The sequence below is a fragment of the Bordetella avium genome (genome assembly GCF_034424645.1).
GTDB classification, from domain to species: Bacteria; Pseudomonadota; Gammaproteobacteria; order Burkholderiales; family Burkholderiaceae_B; genus Bordetella; species Bordetella avium.
The window spans coordinates 2,116,064-2,134,738 of the sequence record NZ_CP139969.1 but is presented as its reverse complement, the minus strand read 5'-3'; the positions used below and the strand labels follow the sequence as shown (position 1 = coordinate 2,134,738).

Below are 18,675 nucleotides of genomic sequence, written 5' to 3'. Positions count from 1 at the left end.
CTTAGCGAGAGCTCAAATCCGACGCCTGGCCTCTTTGCTGAGCTGCGCCAGGCGCCGCGCAAGCGGATCGAACATCTCGGCGGCCGTATTGCCATATCCGAGGACCAAGCCTGTTTGCCGTGCCGTCAGGCCGAAGCTGGAAAGGGCCTGAGGCTGCATACCGTGAGCAGGCGCACTGGCGGCGATATGCTGATCATCATAGCCCTCGGGCAGGTGCAGGGTCAGATGCAGGCCGCACTGCCCGCCCAGAACCCTGTGTTCAATATCCAGGTGTCGGGTGAGGGCCGCCCGCAAGGCCTGCTGGCGTTCGCGGTAAAGCCGCCGCATGCGGCCCAAGTGGCGGCTGAATTCGCCGCTCTCGATGAAATCGGCCAGCGCCAACTGTTCATAACGGTGGCCGCCGCGCAGCAGTTCGGCGACCGCGACCTGGGTGGCATCCACCAGCCGTTCCGGCAGCACCACGAAGCCGATGCGCAATGACGGGAACATGGTTTTGCTGAAACTGCCGATGTAAACCACGGGTGAGTGCGGCGTCATGCCCTGCATGGCCGCAATAGGTTCGCCATGATGGCGGAACTCGCTGTCGTAGTCGTCTTCGATGATCCATGCGCGATGGCGCCGCGCCTGAGCAATCAGATCCAAACGCCGTGCAGCCGGCAGCACGCCGCCGCTGGGATATTGATGCGAGGGTGTGACGTAGATGAGGCGGGGCGGCGCCTCAGCCCAATCCTTTGCCTGTACATGCAGGCCCTCGGCATCGACCGGCTTGGGCCGCACATCCAGATCGCCCGCAAAAAAAGCGGTCTTGGCGCCCCGGTAGCCCGGATCTTCGATCCAGGCAATATCGCCCGGATCGGCCAGCAGCCGGACGCAAAGCGCTAATGCTTCCTGGGTGCCCTCGGTGATGATGACCTGCTCGGGCAGGCAGTGCACGCCCCGGGCAACCCCCAGATAGCGCGCGATGCTGGCCCGCAGCTCGGCCTCTCCTGCGGGTTCGCCATAGGCCAGGGCATCGCTGCCGCCGCGCCGGGTGGCGCGGTCCAGCGAGCGGCGCCAAGCGGCCAGCGGAAAATGCGATAGCGCCGGCTGGCCGGGGCGTAAGGCGAGATACGCCGCCGTGCTCCTCGGCGTGCGTAGCAGGCTGTCCAGCCGGCGGGCGAGCTGGGGTTTTTCCTGGGTGTCGCGGCGTTCTGCCGCGGGGCGCTGGCGTGATAAGGCCGCGACCCGCGTTCCCTGACGGTCGGCCAGTAGATAGCCTTCGGCCGCCAGATGTTCGTAGGCGATCGATACTGTGTTGCGCGAAATCGAGAGCGATTCGGCCAGGGTGCGTGAGGCGGGCAGCCGTGTGCCGGGCGCCAGTCGGCCCTCAAGAATGGCGCTTTTCAGGCGCTGCTGAAGTTGACGCTGCAAAGGCATTGCGCGGGCCGACAGCGGTGCGTCCAGAAGAACCAGGTGAGTGAGAGCGTCTTCCATGATGGCCAAGCGTGGCACCTATAAATTGACAAGATATGGTGCTTTCCATGATGCCACGAATCCGGCTAGAGTTGGCCATTCATGAGATTGCTGGCCGCCCGCCAACGGAGATAGGTATGACCTTGTTGAATCCTTATGAGCAACCCATCGGTGCACCCATGCCGGATTGGACGCCGCGCCTGCCGCCGCCGCGTACGCCCATCGACGGGCGCTTCTGCCGCCTGGAACCCCTGGATGCAGAGCTGCATGCGGAAGATCTGTACACGGCTTACCGCGCCGCGCCCGATGGCCGCGATTGGACCTATCTCGCAGTCGGGCCCTTTGACAGTCCGCAGCGCTACCGCGACTACTGCGAGCGGGCCTCGGCCAGCATCGACCCCTTGCATTTTGCCGTGATTGACCGTGCCAGCGGTCGCGCCGTGGGCACGCTTGCGCTGATGCGCATGGACCCGGTCAACGGGGTGATCGAAGTCGGGCATGTCACTTTCTCGCCCCTGCTCAAGCGCACGCCTATCTCTACCGAAGCGCAGTTTCTCTTGATGCGGCGTGTCTTCGACGAGCTGGGCTACCGGCGTTTCGAATGGAAGTGCGACAGCCTGAATGGCCCTTCGCGAGAGGCCGCCGCCCGCCTGGGTTTTCAGTTTGAGGGCATTTTTCGCCAGGCTGTCGTTTACAAAGGCCGTTCGCGGGATACCGCCTGGTTTTCCATCATCGATAGCGAATGGCCTGCCCTGCGCGCGGGTTTCGAGCGCTGGCTGTCGCCTGAAAATTTCGATGCAGAAGGGCGGCAGGTGGCCCGTTTGCAAAGCTTGCGGGGTAACAGGGCTTAAGGCAGTTCAGCCGGATGGTTATCCAGCGCTTGAGCAATCTGCTGGCGCAAATCCCATTCGGCCAGTTGCGCGCTGATGGGGCCGTAATAAGCGCCATCACGCGTCAGATACATGGCGGGCAGATGAAAAACCTCATAGCGCTCGACCAGCCCGCCGTTGCGCCCCGCATCCACCCAGAAAATACGTTCGACAGGCAGTTCGAAGTCCGGCAACTGCCGCCGCGCGGTACGGCAATTAGGGCAGGTCTCGCTATGAAATACGACCAAGGATAGCCCGGGCGCGTCCAGGAGCTGGCGGTCGGCGGTACTGTCGTTGATATCGATCTGATCCATGGCGGCGGCTGATCGTCAGCCGTGGCGAAAGGGTGGAGCATTGCATTATGGCACGCTGTCTGAGGTCTGCCCCTCAAGCCCGTAACACGGCCGATCGCGTTACAACCGCCCGTATCCGTTGGTAAATCCCTTTCGCCCGCTTGGATGCCTCGTCTCGCCCCAAGTATGATGGCGCCATTGCCCGGCCTCGTTCGCCGGGCCACGTTTTTTCGCGGCGCTCGCCGTCGCGGCGCAGCATTTACAGCTATTTCCAGGAGATACCCGAATGACGCAAGCTGCCGAGGCTACTCTGCCGCCTTTGAATGTTCCTTCCTATGTCAAACATGCCCGCCTGATCGATTGGGTGCAAGGCGTTGTGGCGCTGACCAAGCCTGAGCGCGTGGTCTGGTGCGACGGTTCCCAGGAGGAGGCGGACCGTCTGTGTGAGCAGATGGTGCAAGCCGGCACCATGCGCCGGCTGAATCCGGCCAAGCGTCCCAACTCTTACCTGGCCTGGTCCGACCCTTCGGATGTGGCGCGGGTCGAAGACCGCACCTTTATCTGTTCTCAGCGCGAAGAAGACGCAGGTCCGACCAATAACTGGGCTGCCCCAGCCGAGATGCGTAACACCCTGCAGGGCTTGTTCGACGGCGCCATGCGCGGCCGTACCCTGTACGTGGTGCCGTTCTCTATGGGTCCTTTGGGTTCTCCGATCGCGCACATCGGGGTGGAGCTCTCCGATAGCCCCTACGTTGCGGTCAACATGCGCATCATGACCCGCATGGGCCGCGCTGTATGGGACGTCCTGGGCGCCGACGGTGAGTTCGTGCCTTGCGTGCACAGCGTGGGGATGCCGCTGGCCGAAGGGCAGGCGGATGTCGCCTGGCCCTGCAACCCGGTCAAATACATTGTTCATTACCCCGAAACCCGCGAAATCTGGAGCTTTGGCTCGGGTTATGGCGGTAATGCATTGCTGGGCAAAAAATGCTTTGCCTTGCGTATTGCCTCGACGATGGGGCGCGATGAGGGTTGGCTTGCCGAGCACATGCTCATTTTGGGCGTCACGACGCCTAAAGGCCGTAAATTCCATGTGGCGGCGGCTTTCCCGTCGGCTTGCGGCAAGACCAATTTCGCCATGTTGATTCCGCCGTCTGGCATGGATGGCTGGAAAGTCAGCACCATCGGCGACGATATCGCCTGGATCAAGCCGGGCCAGGATGGCCGTTTGCGCGCTATCAATCCGGAAGCCGGGTATTTCGGCGTCGCGCCCGGCACCAGCGAGAAGACCAATCCCAATGCCATGGCGACGCTCAAGGCCAATGTGATTTTCACCAACGTTGCGCTGACGGATGACGGCGACGTGTGGTGGGAAGGCATGACCGACACGCCGCCCGCGCATCTGATCGATTGGCAGGGCAAGGACTGGACCCCCGAGATCGCGCGTGAGACCGGCCGCAAAGCGGCGCACCCCAACGCCCGTTTCACCGCCCCGGCCTCGCAGTGTCCCTCCATTGATCCCGAATGGGAGAACCCGCAAGGCGTAGCCATCGATGCCTTCATCTTCGGCGGGCGCCGTTCCACCACGGTTCCGCTGGTGACTGAGGCCCGCGATTGGGTCCAGGGCGTGTATATGGCCGCCACGATGGGCTCGGAAACCACGGCGGCGGCAGTCGGTCAGCAAGGCGTCGTGCGGCGTGATCCCTTCGCCATGCTGCCGTTCTGCGGTTACAACATGGCCGATTACTTCAATCACTGGCTTGCTGTGGGTCAGCGCCTGGCTGATGCGGGCGCGACTTTGCCGCGCATCTATTGCGTAAATTGGTTCCGTAAAGGCCCCAATGGCAAATTCGTCTGGCCAGGCTTCGGCGAAAACATGCGCGTACTGAAGTGGATGCTGGGCCGGCTCTCGGGCGAGGCGGGTGGTCAGGAGCAGGTCTTCGGTATTTCCCCTAGCTATGGCGACGTTGATTGGACGGGTCTGGAGTTCACGCCCGATCAATTCCAGCAAGTCATTTCGGTGGAGGCGCCGGCCTGGCGAGAAGAGCTGGCCTTGCATGGCGAACTGTTCGAACAGTTGGCCCAAGGGCTGCCGCCTGCCTTGTCCCGCGCCAAGGCGGACATCGAGCACCGTCTGGCTGCCGTCCAGGCATGACCTGTCTGCCCCCTGACGGCGGTTATTTCTGCCTGCGGGGGGTTGCGCCGGCCGGCTTTCAGCCGGCCAGCCTCGATGTGTCGCGGGGCGAGTGCATCGCCATTATGGGGGCCTCGGGCGCGGGCAAATCTCTCTATCTACGCCAAATCGCTGACCTCGACCCTGGGCAGGGCGAGATATGGCTCGACGGCGTGGCGCGCAGCAGTGTGCCGGGACCGGTCTGGAGACGCCGCGTGCGCTATTGCCAGGCCGAATCCGGCTGGTGGGATGACGCTGTGGCTGCGCATTTTCCTGAGGTGGCCACGCCTTTACTCGCCGAGCTGGGGTTGCGCCCGGATATTCTGGCTGCCTCTGTTCACGAATTGTCCACCGGCGAGCGCCAACGTCTGAGTCTCGTGCGGGCGCTGCTAGACCGACCGCAGGTGCTGTTGCTGGACGAGCCTACGGCTGCGCTGGACGAGACGGCGGGTGCACGGGTCGAGACGCTTGTTCAGCGCTTACAGAGCGAAGCTATGACGATTATTGTGGTGACACATAAGCCGGAGCAGGCCAGACGGCTCGCGACCCGGTGCTACCGGGTGCAAGATCACGCGATGACACGGCAATGGGCTCGCAAGCCGTGATGCAAGCCGTGATGCAAGCCGTGCTCGTCTTGAACCTCAGTGACCTTTTGACTGCGGCCTCGCTGGTCGCTATGAGCGCCGCCATCTCGATGGTAATGCGCTTGGGCATGGCGCGCAGCATCCTTTGGGCGGCGGCGCGCACGGTCCTGCAACTGCTTTTGGTCGGGTATATCCTGCGCAGGGTGTTTGCGCATGCCTCGCCCTGGATCACCACCGCCGTGGTGCTGGTGATGATGGCATTGGCGGCGCGCGAAGTTGCCGCCAGGCCTGCCGGGCGGCTCAGCGCGGCGGGCAATTTTCGTATCGGAGCGCTTGCCGTCATTAGCACGACGGCGGTGACGGCTTTGTTCATTCTCAGCACGGCATTACGGCCCGACCCCTGGTATGACCCACGCTATCTGATTGCTCTGGTCGGTATCGTGCTGGGTAGCGTGCTGAATGCCAGCAGTCTCGCGCTCGACAATATGTTGAAGGGCGTGCGCCGTGAGCGCGCTGCCATTGAGGCCCGTATCGCGCTGGGGGCGACACCTTGGGAGGCTTTTTCAGCGCTCATGCGAGAGTCCGTGCGCCGTGGCTTGGTGCCTGCCATCAATCAAATGGCCGCTGCTGGCGTCATTACTTTGCCCGGTATCATGACCGGACAGATTCTCGCTGGCATGGACCCGGTCCAAGCCGTGAAATACCAGATTCTCATCCTCTTTCTATTATGTGGCGCGAGCGGTCTGGCGGCGATTAGCGCGGCCTGGGCGGCCCTGCGCCACCTGACTGACGCGCGCGGCCGTCTGCGCCTGGACCGTTTGCATGACCATTGACGTTTCCGGATTTCGGGTGCAGGGGCTGGCGCCGGTGGCGCGCCCGGATGCCCGCATTCTGATTCTTGGCACGATGCCGGGTGTCGTGTCATTGGCTCGCGGTCAGTACTATGGCAACCCGCGCAATGCCTTCTGGGGCATTGCGGCAGCCCTGTTCGGAGTGGATGCCGCAGCCGATTATGATGCCCGGCTCCAGGCGCTGATGGCTGCGCGTGTTGCGCTATGGGATGTCCTGGCCGATTGCGAACGCCGCGGCAGCCTCGATTCGGCCATTGTCGCGTCCAGCGTGGCGCCCAATGACTTGCCGGGCTTTTTCGCCGCCCATCCTCAGCTGGAGGTGGTCGCCTTGAACGGAGCCAAGGCGGCCCAGCTTTACCGGCGGCATGTCGTCCACCCCGCCGGTTTGCGTCTGCTGGCGCTACCTTCGACCAGCCCTGCCCATGCCGCCCAGCGGTTTGAGGACAAATTGACCGCCTGGCGTCCGCTTATCTCCTGAGTCTGAGGCGGCAATCAAAGCCGAATGACAGCTTCCGTTTCTACACTGAGAAGAGAAAAGTCGCGGCGTCTGCCACATAGCGCGGCCCTGGCAGGCGGCGCTGGGATGCCGCGTCTGACCGGCGTTTCCAGACACCATCTCGGGGCGCCGTTTGGGAGACCTGCCTCATGACAGCTGTCTACATTGATAAGCGCTTTGATGTCACGACGCCGCTGTATTGTCGTCTGACCCCGCGAGAGTTCCAGGATCTGTTCGACTCCGAGCAAATCCGTTTTCATGGGCGGGCCACGGTATGGCCAGCCAGTCAGGCTGACGGTGGAGCCCGCATGGCCTGTGGCGTGCCGGTCCTGATTCCGCCGGTATGGCGCGAGCGGCTACAAACTCCCAGCCACGAAGCCGCCTGGGAAGATAGCCATGCCCTCATAGGCATGTTGCGCTGGTTTCTGAGTACGCCGCCTGAGCGCGAGCCTGCCAGCGTGGTCTTGCACTCCACGGTAGGGGCCGTCGCTCAGGCCGCCCAGGACAGTGACGGATTGCGTCTGGTCATCGCGCCGGTGCGTTATGTCATGCCCCCGATGCAACGGCCGGGCAGTATGCGTCTGCCGGACCTGTTCAGCGGCAAAGTACAGCGCCGCCGAGAGTGCGAGGCCCGCGTCGTCGCCATGCAAAACCGCAAGCCTCAGGGCCCTGAGGGCATTACCCGTGTAAGGCGGGTACCGGCTTTCGCGCTGGGCACCCTGGTGGGCGGTGTGGCCATGTCCTCCCTAGCGCCGCCCGAGGCCTGGGCGCTAGTCACGGAGCTGACGCAAACCCGCCTCGGCCTGCCGGTATCAACGCTGTACTGAGTGTCGGGCTGCGATGCATAGCACTAAGCGGGCACTCGGCAAGCGGGTCGCCCAGTCAGCACAAACCGCGGTATTTGCGTTCGACGCTTTAAATCCGGCTATGACTATGACGTGTCCTGCCTGCGGTCCGGCGGAATGAATCCACGACACCTGCGATCTACCCGCTACATACGAGGGGGGAACCACCGTTATTTCAGCGGTGATGGGCGATTTTTGCCCGGCATGCGGCGAGGCGGTTTTGGGAATGGACGAATCGCTACGCACCGCTGAATGGATATTGCAGCTCAATCAATCGGTGAATGCTTCCCTTCAAGCCTGTAAAAACAAAAAAGCCTTGGAACACGTTGTGTTTCCAAGGCTTTTTCGTCTGGAATTTGGTGGAGCGGAGGAGGATCGAACTCCCGACCTTCGCATTGCGAACGCGACGCTCTCCCAGCTGAGCTACCGCCCCAAATCAAGTCGCAAACTATACACGAAAACTTTATTTTTGTGTGCCGGTGCGCATCAGGGGCTGAGTTTCAACGTGGTGACGACAGGGGTGTGATCAGAGGGCTGTTCGTTGCCGCGCGGGCCTTTGTCGATGATGCAGGCTACGCAGGTTGGCTTGAGGGCGTCGGAGAGCAGGATGTGGTCGATGCGCAGGCCGGCATTGCGGCGAAAACCGAACATGCGGTAGTCCCACCAGCTAAAAGATTTTTCCGGTTGCGCAAAGAGGCGGAAGGCGTCGGTCAGGCCGAGGTCGAGCAAGGCCTGGAAGGCCTGGCGCTCCGGGGCCGAGACCAGGACCTGACCTTCCCATTTTTCGGGATTGTGTACGTCTTCGTCGGCAGGGGCGACGTTGTAGTCGCCAAGAATCGCTAGGCGCGGGTAAGTACGCAGTTCTTCTTCGAGCCAATGGCGCAGCGCGCCGAACCATTCGAGCTTGTAGGGGTATTTGTCGCTATCCAGGCTTTGGCCGTTGGGGCAGTAGGCGCTGATGACGCGCACGTCTCCAGCCGGGCTGGGCAGGGTGACGGCGATGACCCGCTGTTGCGGGTCTTCATAGCCTGGGATGTTGCGGGTGAGGGCAAAGCCGGGCTCGCGCGACAGAATAGCGACGCCGTTATAGGTTTTTTGACCGGCCCAGGCCGCGTGGTAGCCGATCTCGGTAAAGGCCTCCAGCGGAAATTTATCGTCGGCCAGTTTCAGTTCTTGCAGGCACAGGGCGTCTACGGGGTTGGCATTGAGCCAGTCTATGACTTGCGGCAGACGGACTTTGAGCGAGTTGACGTTCCAAGTGGCTAATTGCATGAATTCTGTAGATCGTTATTTGTTGCGGGTTTTCAAGGGAGTGTGGCTGGAACAATCGCTGTAGCTACTCATCTGGCTACTCGTTTTGGGCGTGGTAAGCATTGACCCCACCGATAAGTCCTGATGATACCCGCTCATGCCGTGTTCTTTCGCTGGATGTACCCGAGGCGCGGCGTTCTGGTTCGTTAGTGCTGCGGCGGATTCAAGCGCTTATAGGGCGGCGAGGGCAGGTCGGGGTGCTTGTTCTTGGTATTTTGGCGGGCGGCGGGGCAGACGAGGCTGTCCCTCGGCCTTTGGGCTTTCATGATTGTGCAGCGGACGCCGGCCATGAACTGAAGGGGTGCGGCGTAGCTTGCCGCAGCCCTATTATGAAAACGCCAGGCCGGCCTATTGCGCAGCGCGCAACAAGCGAAGACCATTGGCTACGACCAGCAGGCTGGCGCCGACATCGGCGAAGACGGCCATCCAAAGCGTGGCGTTGCCGGTGACCGCGAGCGTCAGGAATACGATTTTGATGCCCAGCGCCAGTACGATATTTTGCGTCAGCACGCGGTGGGTGGCGCGTGACAGGCGTACGAAAATGCCTATCTTGCGCAAGTCATCGTCCATGAGCGCGACGTCGGCAGTTTCGATGGCGGTGCCTGTGCCAGCCGCGCCCATGGCAAAGCCGATATCGGCCCGGGCTAGCGCAGGGGCGTCGTTGATGCCGTCTCCGACCATGCCGACCAGACCGCCCTGATTGGTTTTGGCGGCGACACGCGTCAATTTGTCTTCGGGCAGCAGATCGCCGTGCGCCTCATCGATGCCCGCCTGGGCCGCGACGGCCTGAGCCGCCCGGTTGTTGTCGCCGGTGAGCATCAGGGTCTGCACACCCAGGGCATGCAGATCTGTGATGGCGGCGGCGCTGCTGGGTTTAAGGGTGTCGGCGACGGCGGCCAGCAGCAGTATGCCTTGGCCATCGCTGAGCGCGTTGGCGGTTTTGCCGAGCTGTTCGTAGGCGTCGATGCTCGCCTCGATGTCCGGGGTCAGCACACCGAGTTCACGCATCAGACGGCGGTTGCCCAGGTGGTAGGTGGTGCCGTCAATCGTGCCCGCCACGCCACGGCCAGCCAGGGCGTGAAAGTCGTTCACGGTGAGGAAGTCCTGGCTTGCGCTGGCCTGGGCCATGGCGCGCGAAACAGGGTGGTCGGAGCGCGCCGCAAGGCTGGCGGCGACCTGTGCGCTGGGCTGGCCATTGGCCGCGATGGGTTCGAGCACGACGAGGTCGGTTTGCACCGGCTTACCCTGTGTCAGGGTGCCGGTTTTGTCCAGCGCCAGCCAGCGCAGTTTGCGGCCGTTTTCCAGGTAGACGCCGCCTTTGATGAGAATGCCGCGCCGGGCTGCTGCGGTCAGGCCGCTGACGACGCTCACGGGCGTAGAAATCACCAGCGCGCAGGGGCAGGCGATGATGAGCAGCGCCAGGGCGCGATAGATGGAGTCCATCCAGGTGTGACCTAGCGCCAGTGGCGGCACCACCGCAACCAGGATGGCCAGCAGTACGACAGCCGGGGTGTAGATGCGTGAGAAGCGGTCGATAAAACGCTGTGTTGGCGCCCGGGCGCCCTGGGCCTGTTCAACGGCGTGGATGATGCGGTCTAGCGTGGAGTTGCCGGCAGCGGCTGTGACGCGATAGTCGAATGCGCCCGAGGTGTTGATGGTTCCGGCGTAAACGGCATCCCCGATGGTTTTTTCCACCGGAAGGCTTTCGCCGGTGATGGGAGCCTGATCAATAGAGGAGCTGCCGTCGTAGATTTCGCCGTCGGCGGCGATGCGCTCTCCAGGACGCACTCGAATCGCGTCACCGATGCGCAATTGCGTGGCAGGCACGTCGCTCCAGCTACCATCGCTGTTTTGGCGATGCGCGGTTTGCGGCGCCAGATCCATGAGGCCGCGCACGGCCTTACGGGCACGGTCGAGCGCGCGGGCCTCGATCAGTTCCGCGACATTGAACAGAAACATCACCATCGCAGCTTCGGGCCATTGGCCGATGAGCACGGCGCCGGTGACGGCGATACTCATGAGGGCGTTGATGTTGAGATTGCCGTTGCGCAGAGCGATCCACCCCTTGCGGTAGGTGCTCAAACCGCAGGCGGCAATAGCGGCCAGCGAGAGCAGGGCGGTCAGCCAGGGGTGCTGGCCCGCAAAATGCGCGGCCTCGGAGAGACCGGCGAGGACCCCGCCCAAGGCCAGCAAGCGCCATCCGGCTTTCTGCGACGGCGGGGCGCTGGTCGTCGTTTCCGGGGTCATGCCCAGGCTGCGGATGGCATCCAGAATGCGTTCGAGCGTGCCGTCGCTATGCACGACGGTCAGCATGCGCTGCATAAGGTTGAATTCCATGGCCTGCACTTCTGCCATGCTCCCCAGCTTTTTGCGGATCAGTGTTTCCTCGGTCGGGCAGTCCATCTGGCCGATGCGCAGCCGCGTCAGCGTCTGTCCCGAGCCTGCGTTCAGCTGGCTGCCACTCTGCTTTGGCTGGCTTGCGGCCGACGCGCAGCAGCCATCACCATCATGGCTGTGCGCAGGCTCGTGCTCGTGTGCGTCGCCGCGCGCGTCCGGGCGTTGCCCAGGGGCGCAGCAGGTGCCGGGGGTGGAGAGCTGGTGCTTAGACATGTTTGGATGGTCCTGTTTTTGCCTGTCCCAGTTGCTTCTAGGATATATACCGCATTCCACACCCTGGAGTTACTATAGGGTCAAGCGATACTCAGGAGCCTGTCATGAAGATCGGTGAATTAGCCAAGGCGGCTGCCACGTCTGCGGAAACCGTGCGCTACTACGAGCGTGAGGGCTTGCTGCCTGCGCCGCAGCGGGGCTTGAATAACTACCGCAGTTACGGGCAAGTGCATCTGGAGCGCCTGCGCCTGATCCGCAATTGCCGGGCCCTGGACATGACTCAGGACGAGATCCGCGCGATTCTGAATCTGGCCGACCACCACCAGGCGGGTTGTGGGGCGCTCAATGCTTTGTTTGATGAGCACATTGCGCATGTGGATGCCCGTATTGCCGAATTGGCTCAACTGAAGCAGCAACTCACTGAGCTGCGGCAGCGCTGTGCATCGGCGCGACCTGACGTGGATGACTGCGGGATTCTGCACGGTTTGGCAGAAATGCAGCTTGAGGAGCGGCCCGAGCGTCAGACGCATCTGGGTTGATCCGACGAGCTGTTCTATCCTGATGTCTTACTCGGCCCTATAATAAGAATGTTTCTCATTAATTTCATCGGATCTCTCTGATGTCCAGGCGGCGCCGTTTTGCCGCTATTCGCTATTTACCTCCCAACATGACTGAATCCGCTAGCAATTCCGCCATTCATGCGCTTAATTCCCGCCGTTCCATGAAGTTTTTGCGTGCGCCTGCGCCCAAGCCAGAGGAATTGGGGCAAATTCTGCAGGCCGCCATGAGTGCGCCCGACCATGGGGCCTTGCGTCCCTGGCGTTTTGTCTTGATTCAGGGTGAGGCCATCGGTCGTTTTGCCGATGTGGCGCTAGATGCCGTCAAGCGCAGCGGGGACCCGCGCATGACGCCCGAGAAGGAAAAAGCGGTGCGCGCTTGGATGGCCGACGTGCCAGTGTTTCTGGCGCTGGCCGCCAAAATCGACCATAACTCCAAGGTGCGGGAAGAGGAACAGGTGCTGGCGGCTGGCGCGGCCGTCATGAATGTGCTGAACGCGACCCATATGTTGGGCTACGGCGCTTTCTGGAGTACCGGTCTGGGCACCTATGTCGAAGCGGTGCAGGAGATTCTGGGCCTGGACCCGCTGGAGTACCGCTTCCTGGGCTACCTCGCCATCGGCACGCCGGCCTGCGCGGTCCCGCAGGTGCAGCGCCCGGATTACCGTGACTACGTGACGACGTGGACGGGCGCCTAAAAAAACAGCCTCTGACTCAGGTCAGAGGCTGTTGCAGGCAAACCCTAGGCAGGGGTGCAGATCAGGCGGTTTCCTGGATGACGCGCTGAGCTTCCTCTCGCACCCGCTCCGGCGCCGTGCCGCCGGTGTGCTTGCGTGCCGCGACAGAGCCTTCCAGCGTTAGAACCTGGTGGATATCCGCCTCGATCGAGGGGTGATAAGCCTGTAGCTCGGCCAGGCTAAGGTCTGCCAGGTCGCAGCCGCGTTGCTCGCAGTCGCGCACGGCATGGGCGACGACTTCGTGTGCGTCGCGGAAAGGCAGGCCGCGCTTGACCAGGTAGTCAGCCAGATCGGTCGCGGTGGCAAAACCCTGCAGCGCTGCTGCGCGCATGTTGTCGGCTTTGACTTTGATGCCGCCCGCCATGTCGGCGAAGATCGTCAGCGTGTCGCGCAGGGTGTCAGCCGTGTCGAATAAACCTTCTTTGTCTTCCTGGTTGTCCTTGTTGTAGGCCAGGGGCTGGCCTTTCATCAGGGTCAGCAGGGCGACCAGGTGGCCGTTGACGCGGCCGGTTTTGCCGCGTGCCAGTTCGGGCACGTCCGGGTTCTTCTTTTGCGGCATGATCGAGCTGCCGGTGCAGAAGCGGTCAGCCAGGTCGATGAAGCCGACGCGCGGGCTCATCCATAGCACCAGTTCCTCGGACAGGCGCGAGACGTGCGTCATAATGAGGGAGGCTGCGGCGCAAAATTCGATGGCGAAATCGCGGTCGGAGACGGCATCTAGGGAATTGCGGCAGACGCCATCGAAGCCCAGGGTGCTTGCCACGCGTTCGCGGTCGATCGGGTAAGAGGTGCCAGCCAGGGCGGCGGCGCCCAAGGGCAGGCGGTTCACACGCTTGCGGCAATCGGCCAGACGTTCGGCGTCACGGCCAAACATTTCGGCATAGGCGAGCAGATGATGGCCGAAAGTGACGGGCTGGGCTACCTGGAGATGAGTGAAGCCGGGCATGATGGTGCCCGCATTGTCCAGAGCCACGGTGGCCAGAGCGTGGCGCAACTGGCGCAGCAAGTCGATCAGCAGGTCGATTTCGTCACGCAGCCATAGACGGATATCCGTGGCGACTTGATCATTGCGGGAGCGGCCGGTGTGCAGGCGCTTGCCGGCATCGCCGACAAGTTCGACCAGGCGCTTTTCAATGTTCAGGTGCACGTCCTCAAGGTCGAGCAGCCATTGGAAGCTGCCGGCATCGATTTCGCTGAGGATCTGCTGCATGCCGCGCTCGATGTCGGCCAGATCCTGGGCGGAGATGATGCCCTGGGCGGCCAGCATATCGGCATGGGCCAGCGACCCACGGATATCGTGGCGCGCTAGGCGCTTGTCGAAATCCACGGATGCGGTGTACCGCTTGACAAGATCGGAGACAGGTTCGGAGAAGCGTGCGGACCAAGCTTGCGCCTTATTGGCGAATTGGTCTTGTTGGGAGGGAGTGTTTGCCATGGTGGCTGGAATTATAGGGCCTGGACGGCGGGCTGGTGCGTTCGCGCCGCCAGCTTGTGATGTTGGATAATTGGGTCGGATGGATCATAAGCAGGGAGTTTTGACGATGGAGTGGCAGACGCTAGCGAATACCCTGGATCAGTACACCCCCACGCAGACCTGGGCGCAGACGCTGGTCGGCATCGGAGTGCTGGCGGTGGTGGCGCTGTTTACGCAGTGGGTGGTGGTGCGGCTCGTGCTGTATTTCGCTCATAAGTTGTTGCAGGCGGCCGGCCACCAAGACTGGGATGCGGCCTTGCGGCGCAGGCGGGCCTATCAGAACCTCTGGTATGCCGTGCCGTTTGCCGTGGTCTCGCTAGGGATTCAACTGGTGCCCCACGCCGAGCGCGTGGTCAGTGTGGTGGGGCGGCTGGCCCACGCGACCACCTGGGTGTTTGTGTTCATGGCGCTGAGCGGGGTGCTGAGCGCATGGCAGGACACCTATTCGGCCACGACGCGGGCCCAGACGCGTTCCATCAAGGGCTATATCCAAATCAGCAAACTGGTGTTGATGGCGATTGGCGTGGTGCTGGTGCTGTCCATCTTGATCGACCGCTCGCCGCTGTGGATGATTTCCGGTTTGGGCGCGCTGTCGGCGGTGCTGCTCTTGGTGTTCAAGGACACCTTGCTGTCCCTCGTTGCCAGCACGCAACTCACTTCGAACGATATGCTGCGCATCGGTGACTGGATCGAGATGCCTCAGGCCAATGCAGATGGCTTTGTCAAGGATATTGCCCTGCATACGGTCAAGGTGCAGAACTGGGATAACACCGTCACCACGGTGCCGACCTATAAGCTGTTTTCCGAGAGTTACCGTAATTACCGCCAGATGTTCGAATCGGGTGGGCGCCGTATCAAACGCACCTTGCGCATTGACGCGTCCTCGGTGCGTTTTCTTGATGCCCATGAGCGTAACCGCCTGATGCGGTTTTATCTTTTGCATGACTACCTGCATGCCAAGGAAACGGATCTGGAGCGCGCCAACCAGGAATTGGGCGAGTTGGCCGCGGTGCCGGCCAACCGCCGCCGCCTGACCAATATCGGTACATTCCGGGCTTACGCCCTGCGTTATTTGTGCCAGCATGCCGAAGTGCGGCAAGACATGGCCATGATGGTGCGCATGATGGAGCCGCAGGCCGAGGGCATTCCGATCGAAGTGTATTGCTTCTCTGCCCTCACAGCCTGGGTCGAGTATGAGCGCATACAGGGGGATATCTTCGATCATCTGCTGGCTATCCTGCCCGAATTAGGGCTGCGGCTTTATCAACAGCCTTCCGGTTCGGACCTGTCGGCTTTCGCGGTGCAGTTGCGTCAGGCCGCGCTGCATGAGGCCCAGTACGAGCAAAGCTTGCCGGCGCCGGATGAGCCCGTGCGTGACATGCGATAATTTGTCATTCTTTTCATTGCATTGGAATTGTCGTTCATGAGCGTCGTCCGGGTAGGAATCGCGCAAATTAATGCCTGCGTGGGCGACCTGGCGGGCAATGCCGCCAGGGTGCTGAAGGCGGCCCGTGAGGCCTATGGCCGGGGGGCGGATATTCTGCTCACACCGGAGTTGGTGTTGACGGGTTACCCGCCTGAAGATCTGCTGCTGAGGCCCTTGTTCATCGAACGCCAGCAAGCGGTCTTGGCGCAATTGGCCGCCGATCTGGCCGGCTTGCCTGGCCTGCATGTGCTGGTTGGCCATGTGGAGCGCCGCGAAGGCCATCTCTACAACGCGGCCTCCGTACTGTGTGAAGGCAGGGTGCTGGGCAGCTATCGCAAGCGTGAACTGCCGAATTATTCGGTCTTCGACGAACAACGCTATTTTTTGTCCGATACCCAGCCGCTGGTCTTTGAGGTCAAGGGGGTGCGCGTCGGCGTCAATATCTGTGAGGACATCTGGTTTGACCGTGCGCCGCAGGCTGCGGCCGATGCCGGGGCACAGGTCCTGCTGGTGCCCAACGCTTCACCCTACAACCTGGGTAAACCGACTGAACGCCTGACCGTGGCACGGCGTGTGGTCGCCGCTACCGGCTGCTCGCTGGTCTATGCCAATCTGGTTGGCGGGCAGGATGAGCTGGTGTTCGACGGCGCCTCCTTCGCGCTCGATCGTGAAGGCCGTCTGAGCGCTCGGCTGCCGGATTTCGCCGAAGGCTTGAGCCTGGTTGACGTGGATGCCCGGGGCGCGGTGGGCGCCTCTGCTGTCGTGGCGCCTTCACTCAGCGAGGAGGAGCAGGTCTGGAACGCCCTGGTTCTGGGTACGCGGGACTATCTGGGCAAGAATCGTTTTCCGGGCGCCATCATCGGCTTGTCGGGGGGCATTGATTCTGCTGTGGTGCTGGCGATTGCCGTCGATGCGGTGGGCGCCGACAATGTGCGCGCCGTGATGATGCCGTCGCGTTATACCGCCGATATTTCGCTGACGGATGCCCGCGATATGGCCCAGCGTCTGGGTGTGCGTTACGACGAGATCGTCATCGGCCCCATCGTGGACGCCTTTGAAACCGCGTTGGCCCCCCAGTTCGCCGGTCTGCCGGTGGATGCCACCGAAGAGAATATTCAGGCCCGGGCGCGCGGCACCTTGCTGATGGCGCTGTCGAACAAGACCGGTCAGCTCGTGCTCACGACGGGCAACAAATCGGAAATGAGCACGGGCTATTGCACACTGTATGGCGATATGGCGGGCGGCTTCGCCGTCATCAAGGATGTGCCCAAAACGCTGGTCTACCGTTTGGCCGTGTGGCGCAACACCAAGAGCGATATCATCCCCGAGCGCATCATCACGCGTCCGCCTTCGGCAGAACTGCGTCCCGACCAGACGGACCAGGACAGTCTGCCCTCCTATGATGTGCTGGATGGCATTGTGCTGCGCCATATGGAGCAAAATGCGTCCGCCGCGGATTTATTGGCTGAGGGTTATCCGCCTGCGGCGGTGGAGCAGGTCTTGCGGCTCATACGCATCAATGAATACAAGCGGCGTCAAGCACCACCCGGACCGCGCGTCACGGCCCGCGCGTTCGGGCGGGATTGGCGCTATCCTGTCACCAACGGATTCCGTGATGCCGTTTAAGGCCAGCGCACCCTACTATCTTCAGGATTGTGAACGTGAAACAAGTTACCGCCATCATTAAACCGTTCAAGCTGGACGAGGTTCGCGAGGCGCTGGCCGAGGTCGGTGTCAGCGGCCTGACGGTTACCGAGGTCAAGGGTTTTGGGCGTCAAAAAGGGCATACCGAGCTGTATCGCGGCGCAGAGTATGTCGTGGATTTTTTGCCCAAAATCCGTGTTGAGGTCGTACTGGCAGATGAGCTGGTTGAGCAGGCCATCGAAGCCATTTTGAAAGCCGCCCGCACGGGCAAGATCGGCGATGGCAAGATTTTTGTCATGCCGGTTGAGCAGGCCATCCGGATTCGCACGGGCGAATCCGGCGAAGAAGCCCTCTAGCCTATGCGGGCTTGCCCTCAATGGATGTAGCGCAGCGCCGCAAAAAAGCTGTGATCCGCCCAGCCGCGGCTCCAGTCGGCTTGATAGTTCAGGCCGACGCTCAAACCTGAGCCCATTTGGGCGTTGATGCCCAGGCTGGCGTTCCAGTGGGTGCGCCCCATATTCCATTGTGTGCTGCGCGCGTTTTCCAGGGCCAGCCCGCTGAAACCGCCGTCGGCGCGGGAGTCGCGGGTGCGCAAGTCCTGGCGTACTCCGCCCAAAGCCGCTAGACGCAGGGCCGTACCGCCTAGTTGGAGATCGTGTGTTGCCTTCAATTGCGCGTAGGCAGACAGTATCGTGACGCGCACCGCCTGGGCGCGCAGACCATAACCCATCGCGCCACCTTCCTGCAGCCCATTCTGGCGCTGATGGTTGATCAGCAGCCCGGTCTCAGGGGTGAGCGAGAAGCCGGAGGCAAACTGCCAAGATTTACCCAGCGCGAGGCCTGCCTGCCAGTTCTGGCCGCGAGCGGTGGCGCCCACGGCTTCAGGCGCGTCGCCTAGCCAGACGTTGCGTTGAACACGGTTGTCATAGATGGCTACGCCGCCCAGATATTTCAGGTAGGCGCCTGTGGGCAGTGCTTGGCGCAAGCCCAGCATGAGGCCATAGCTGTGGCCGCGTGAGCTGTCCTGCTGGGGCGCCTGGAAGTCTTCGGTCCAGCGGCGCTCGCCATAGTTCAAGGCAGCGGCTATATGCCAGTCTGCATTCAGCCGGTGTGAGAGGCCCAACATCAGTTCATTGCCAGACCACCGTCCGCTCAGGCCAGCGGGACGCCAGGTACTGCGTTTATGGCGATAGTCGAGCAACATGGCTTCATGGTCGATGGCCTGTGCGAAGGCGGTCAGGGATTGGTCCTGATCCAGGCTTTGCATCGCGGCGGTATTGGCATAGATGGCGCCGCCTAGCGAATACAGGCTGCGCTGCAATGCCGCCGCATCCTGGATATGCTGCATTTGGGCCG

Annotated in this window: 16 protein-coding genes, 1 tRNA gene and 2 pseudogenes; 12 read left to right on the top strand and 7 right to left on the bottom strand. The window is 62.1% G+C overall.

Features of this window, described 5'->3' with window-relative positions; genetic code table 11:
- Nucleotides 1-12: 12 nt before the first annotated feature.
- Nucleotides 13-1,473 carry a MocR-like pyridoxine biosynthesis transcription factor PdxR gene (pdxR, locus tag U0029_RS09950; RefSeq protein WP_012417294.1) on the bottom strand — a complete coding sequence of 487 codons (1,461 nt, stop codon included), beginning with the start codon at nucleotides 1,471-1,473 and terminating at the stop codon, nucleotides 13-15.
- 116 nt (nucleotides 1,474-1,589) lie between these two features.
- Between pdxR and U0029_RS09945 the strand changes: the two are divergent.
- Nucleotides 1,590-2,300 (top strand): annotated as a pseudogene (locus U0029_RS09945) (GNAT family N-acetyltransferase); the annotation flags it as partial.
- Here the strand turns inward: U0029_RS09945 and U0029_RS09940 are convergent.
- Nucleotides 2,300-2,635 (bottom strand): thioredoxin family protein, encoded by a 336-nt coding sequence (locus tag U0029_RS09940; RefSeq protein ID WP_114852593.1) that lies wholly within the window; start codon nucleotides 2,633-2,635, stop codon nucleotides 2,300-2,302. The pseudogene U0029_RS09945 and the gene U0029_RS09940 overlap by 1 nt on opposite strands.
- Nucleotides 2,636-2,900: 265 nt before the next feature.
- Here U0029_RS09940 and U0029_RS09935 point away from each other — a divergent pair, with 265 nt between their 5' ends.
- From U0029_RS09935 to U0029_RS17280, 6 genes and pseudogenes are all read left to right on the top strand, one after another.
- Nucleotides 2,901-4,766, top strand: coding sequence for a phosphoenolpyruvate carboxykinase (GTP) (locus U0029_RS09935; protein WP_114852592.1), 1,866 nt, complete (start codon nucleotides 2,901-2,903; stop codon nucleotides 4,764-4,766).
- A complete protein-coding gene (locus U0029_RS09930; RefSeq protein ID WP_169507412.1) occupies nucleotides 4,763-5,389 on the top strand; it encodes an ABC transporter ATP-binding protein in 627 nt (208 codons plus the stop codon). Before U0029_RS09935 ends, U0029_RS09930 begins: the two co-directional genes overlap by 4 nt.
- Nucleotides 5,371-6,201, top strand: a complete 831-nt coding sequence (locus U0029_RS09925) for an ABC transporter permease (protein WP_249037546.1) — start codon at nucleotides 5,371-5,373, stop codon at nucleotides 6,199-6,201. Before U0029_RS09930 ends, U0029_RS09925 begins: the two co-directional genes overlap by 19 nt.
- Nucleotides 6,191-6,697 carry a DNA-deoxyinosine glycosylase gene (locus U0029_RS09920; protein ID WP_012417300.1) on the top strand — a complete coding sequence of 169 codons (507 nt, stop codon included), beginning with the start codon at nucleotides 6,191-6,193 and terminating at the stop codon, nucleotides 6,695-6,697. The genes U0029_RS09925 and U0029_RS09920 overlap by 11 nt, the downstream gene beginning before the upstream one ends.
- A gap of 167 nt (nucleotides 6,698-6,864) precedes the next feature.
- The gene (locus U0029_RS09915) at nucleotides 6,865-7,542 is read left to right on the top strand and encodes a hypothetical protein (protein WP_114852591.1); all 678 of its coding nucleotides are present in this window, start codon (nucleotides 6,865-6,867) and stop codon (nucleotides 7,540-7,542) included.
- Nucleotides 7,543-7,681: 139 nt separating this feature from the next.
- Nucleotides 7,682-7,801: pseudogene (locus U0029_RS17280) on the top strand (type II toxin-antitoxin system MqsA family antitoxin); the annotation flags it as partial.
- 116 nt (nucleotides 7,802-7,917) lie between these two features.
- Here the strand turns inward: U0029_RS17280 and U0029_RS09910 are convergent.
- From U0029_RS09910 to U0029_RS09900, 3 genes are all read right to left on the bottom strand, one after another.
- Nucleotides 7,918-7,993 (bottom strand) — tRNA-Ala (locus U0029_RS09910).
- A 53-nt stretch (nucleotides 7,994-8,046) separates the two neighbouring features.
- A complete protein-coding gene (gene xth, locus U0029_RS09905; RefSeq protein ID WP_012417302.1) occupies nucleotides 8,047-8,832 on the bottom strand; it encodes an exodeoxyribonuclease III in 786 nt (261 codons plus the stop codon).
- 387 nt (nucleotides 8,833-9,219) lie between these two features.
- The gene (locus tag U0029_RS09900) at nucleotides 9,220-11,481 is read right to left on the bottom strand and encodes a heavy metal translocating P-type ATPase (RefSeq protein WP_012417303.1); all 2,262 of its coding nucleotides are present in this window, start codon (nucleotides 11,479-11,481) and stop codon (nucleotides 9,220-9,222) included.
- Nucleotides 11,482-11,585: 104 nt separating this feature from the next.
- On the opposite strand from U0029_RS09900, the gene cadR reads away from it, so the two are divergent.
- Nucleotides 11,586-12,020 carry a Cd(II)/Pb(II)-responsive transcriptional regulator gene (gene cadR, locus U0029_RS09895; RefSeq protein WP_012417304.1) on the top strand — a complete coding sequence of 145 codons (435 nt, stop codon included), beginning with the start codon at nucleotides 11,586-11,588 and terminating at the stop codon, nucleotides 12,018-12,020.
- A 128-nt stretch (nucleotides 12,021-12,148) separates the two neighbouring features.
- Nucleotides 12,149-12,736, top strand: coding sequence for a nitroreductase family protein (locus tag U0029_RS09890; RefSeq protein WP_012417305.1), 588 nt, complete (start codon nucleotides 12,149-12,151; stop codon nucleotides 12,734-12,736).
- Between the two features lie 61 nt (nucleotides 12,737-12,797).
- Here U0029_RS09890 and argH read toward each other — a convergent pair whose 3' ends face one another.
- Nucleotides 12,798-14,210 carry an argininosuccinate lyase gene (argH, locus tag U0029_RS09885; RefSeq protein ID WP_012417306.1) on the bottom strand — a complete coding sequence of 471 codons (1,413 nt, stop codon included), beginning with the start codon at nucleotides 14,208-14,210 and terminating at the stop codon, nucleotides 12,798-12,800.
- 106 nt (nucleotides 14,211-14,316) lie between these two features.
- Here argH and U0029_RS09880 point away from each other — a divergent pair, with 106 nt between their 5' ends.
- Genes U0029_RS09880 through U0029_RS09870 form a run of 3 tightly spaced genes read left to right on the top strand, consistent with a single transcriptional unit; the run spans nucleotide 14,317 to nucleotide 17,675 of the window.
- A complete protein-coding gene (locus tag U0029_RS09880; protein WP_114852590.1) occupies nucleotides 14,317-15,636 on the top strand; it encodes a mechanosensitive ion channel family protein in 1,320 nt (439 codons plus the stop codon).
- A 36-nt stretch (nucleotides 15,637-15,672) separates the two neighbouring features.
- Nucleotides 15,673-17,301, top strand: a complete 1,629-nt coding sequence (locus U0029_RS09875; protein WP_012417308.1) for an NAD+ synthase — start codon at nucleotides 15,673-15,675, stop codon at nucleotides 17,299-17,301.
- A gap of 35 nt (nucleotides 17,302-17,336) precedes the next feature.
- Nucleotides 17,337-17,675 carry a P-II family nitrogen regulator gene (locus tag U0029_RS09870; RefSeq protein WP_039052011.1) on the top strand — a complete coding sequence of 113 codons (339 nt, stop codon included), beginning with the start codon at nucleotides 17,337-17,339 and terminating at the stop codon, nucleotides 17,673-17,675.
- Nucleotides 17,676-17,692: 17 nt separating this feature from the next.
- Here U0029_RS09870 and U0029_RS09865 read toward each other — a convergent pair whose 3' ends face one another.
- Nucleotides 17,693-18,667, bottom strand: a complete 975-nt coding sequence (locus U0029_RS09865; RefSeq protein WP_114852589.1) for an autotransporter outer membrane beta-barrel domain-containing protein — start codon at nucleotides 18,665-18,667, stop codon at nucleotides 17,693-17,695.
- Nucleotides 18,668-18,675 lie beyond the last annotated feature (8 nt).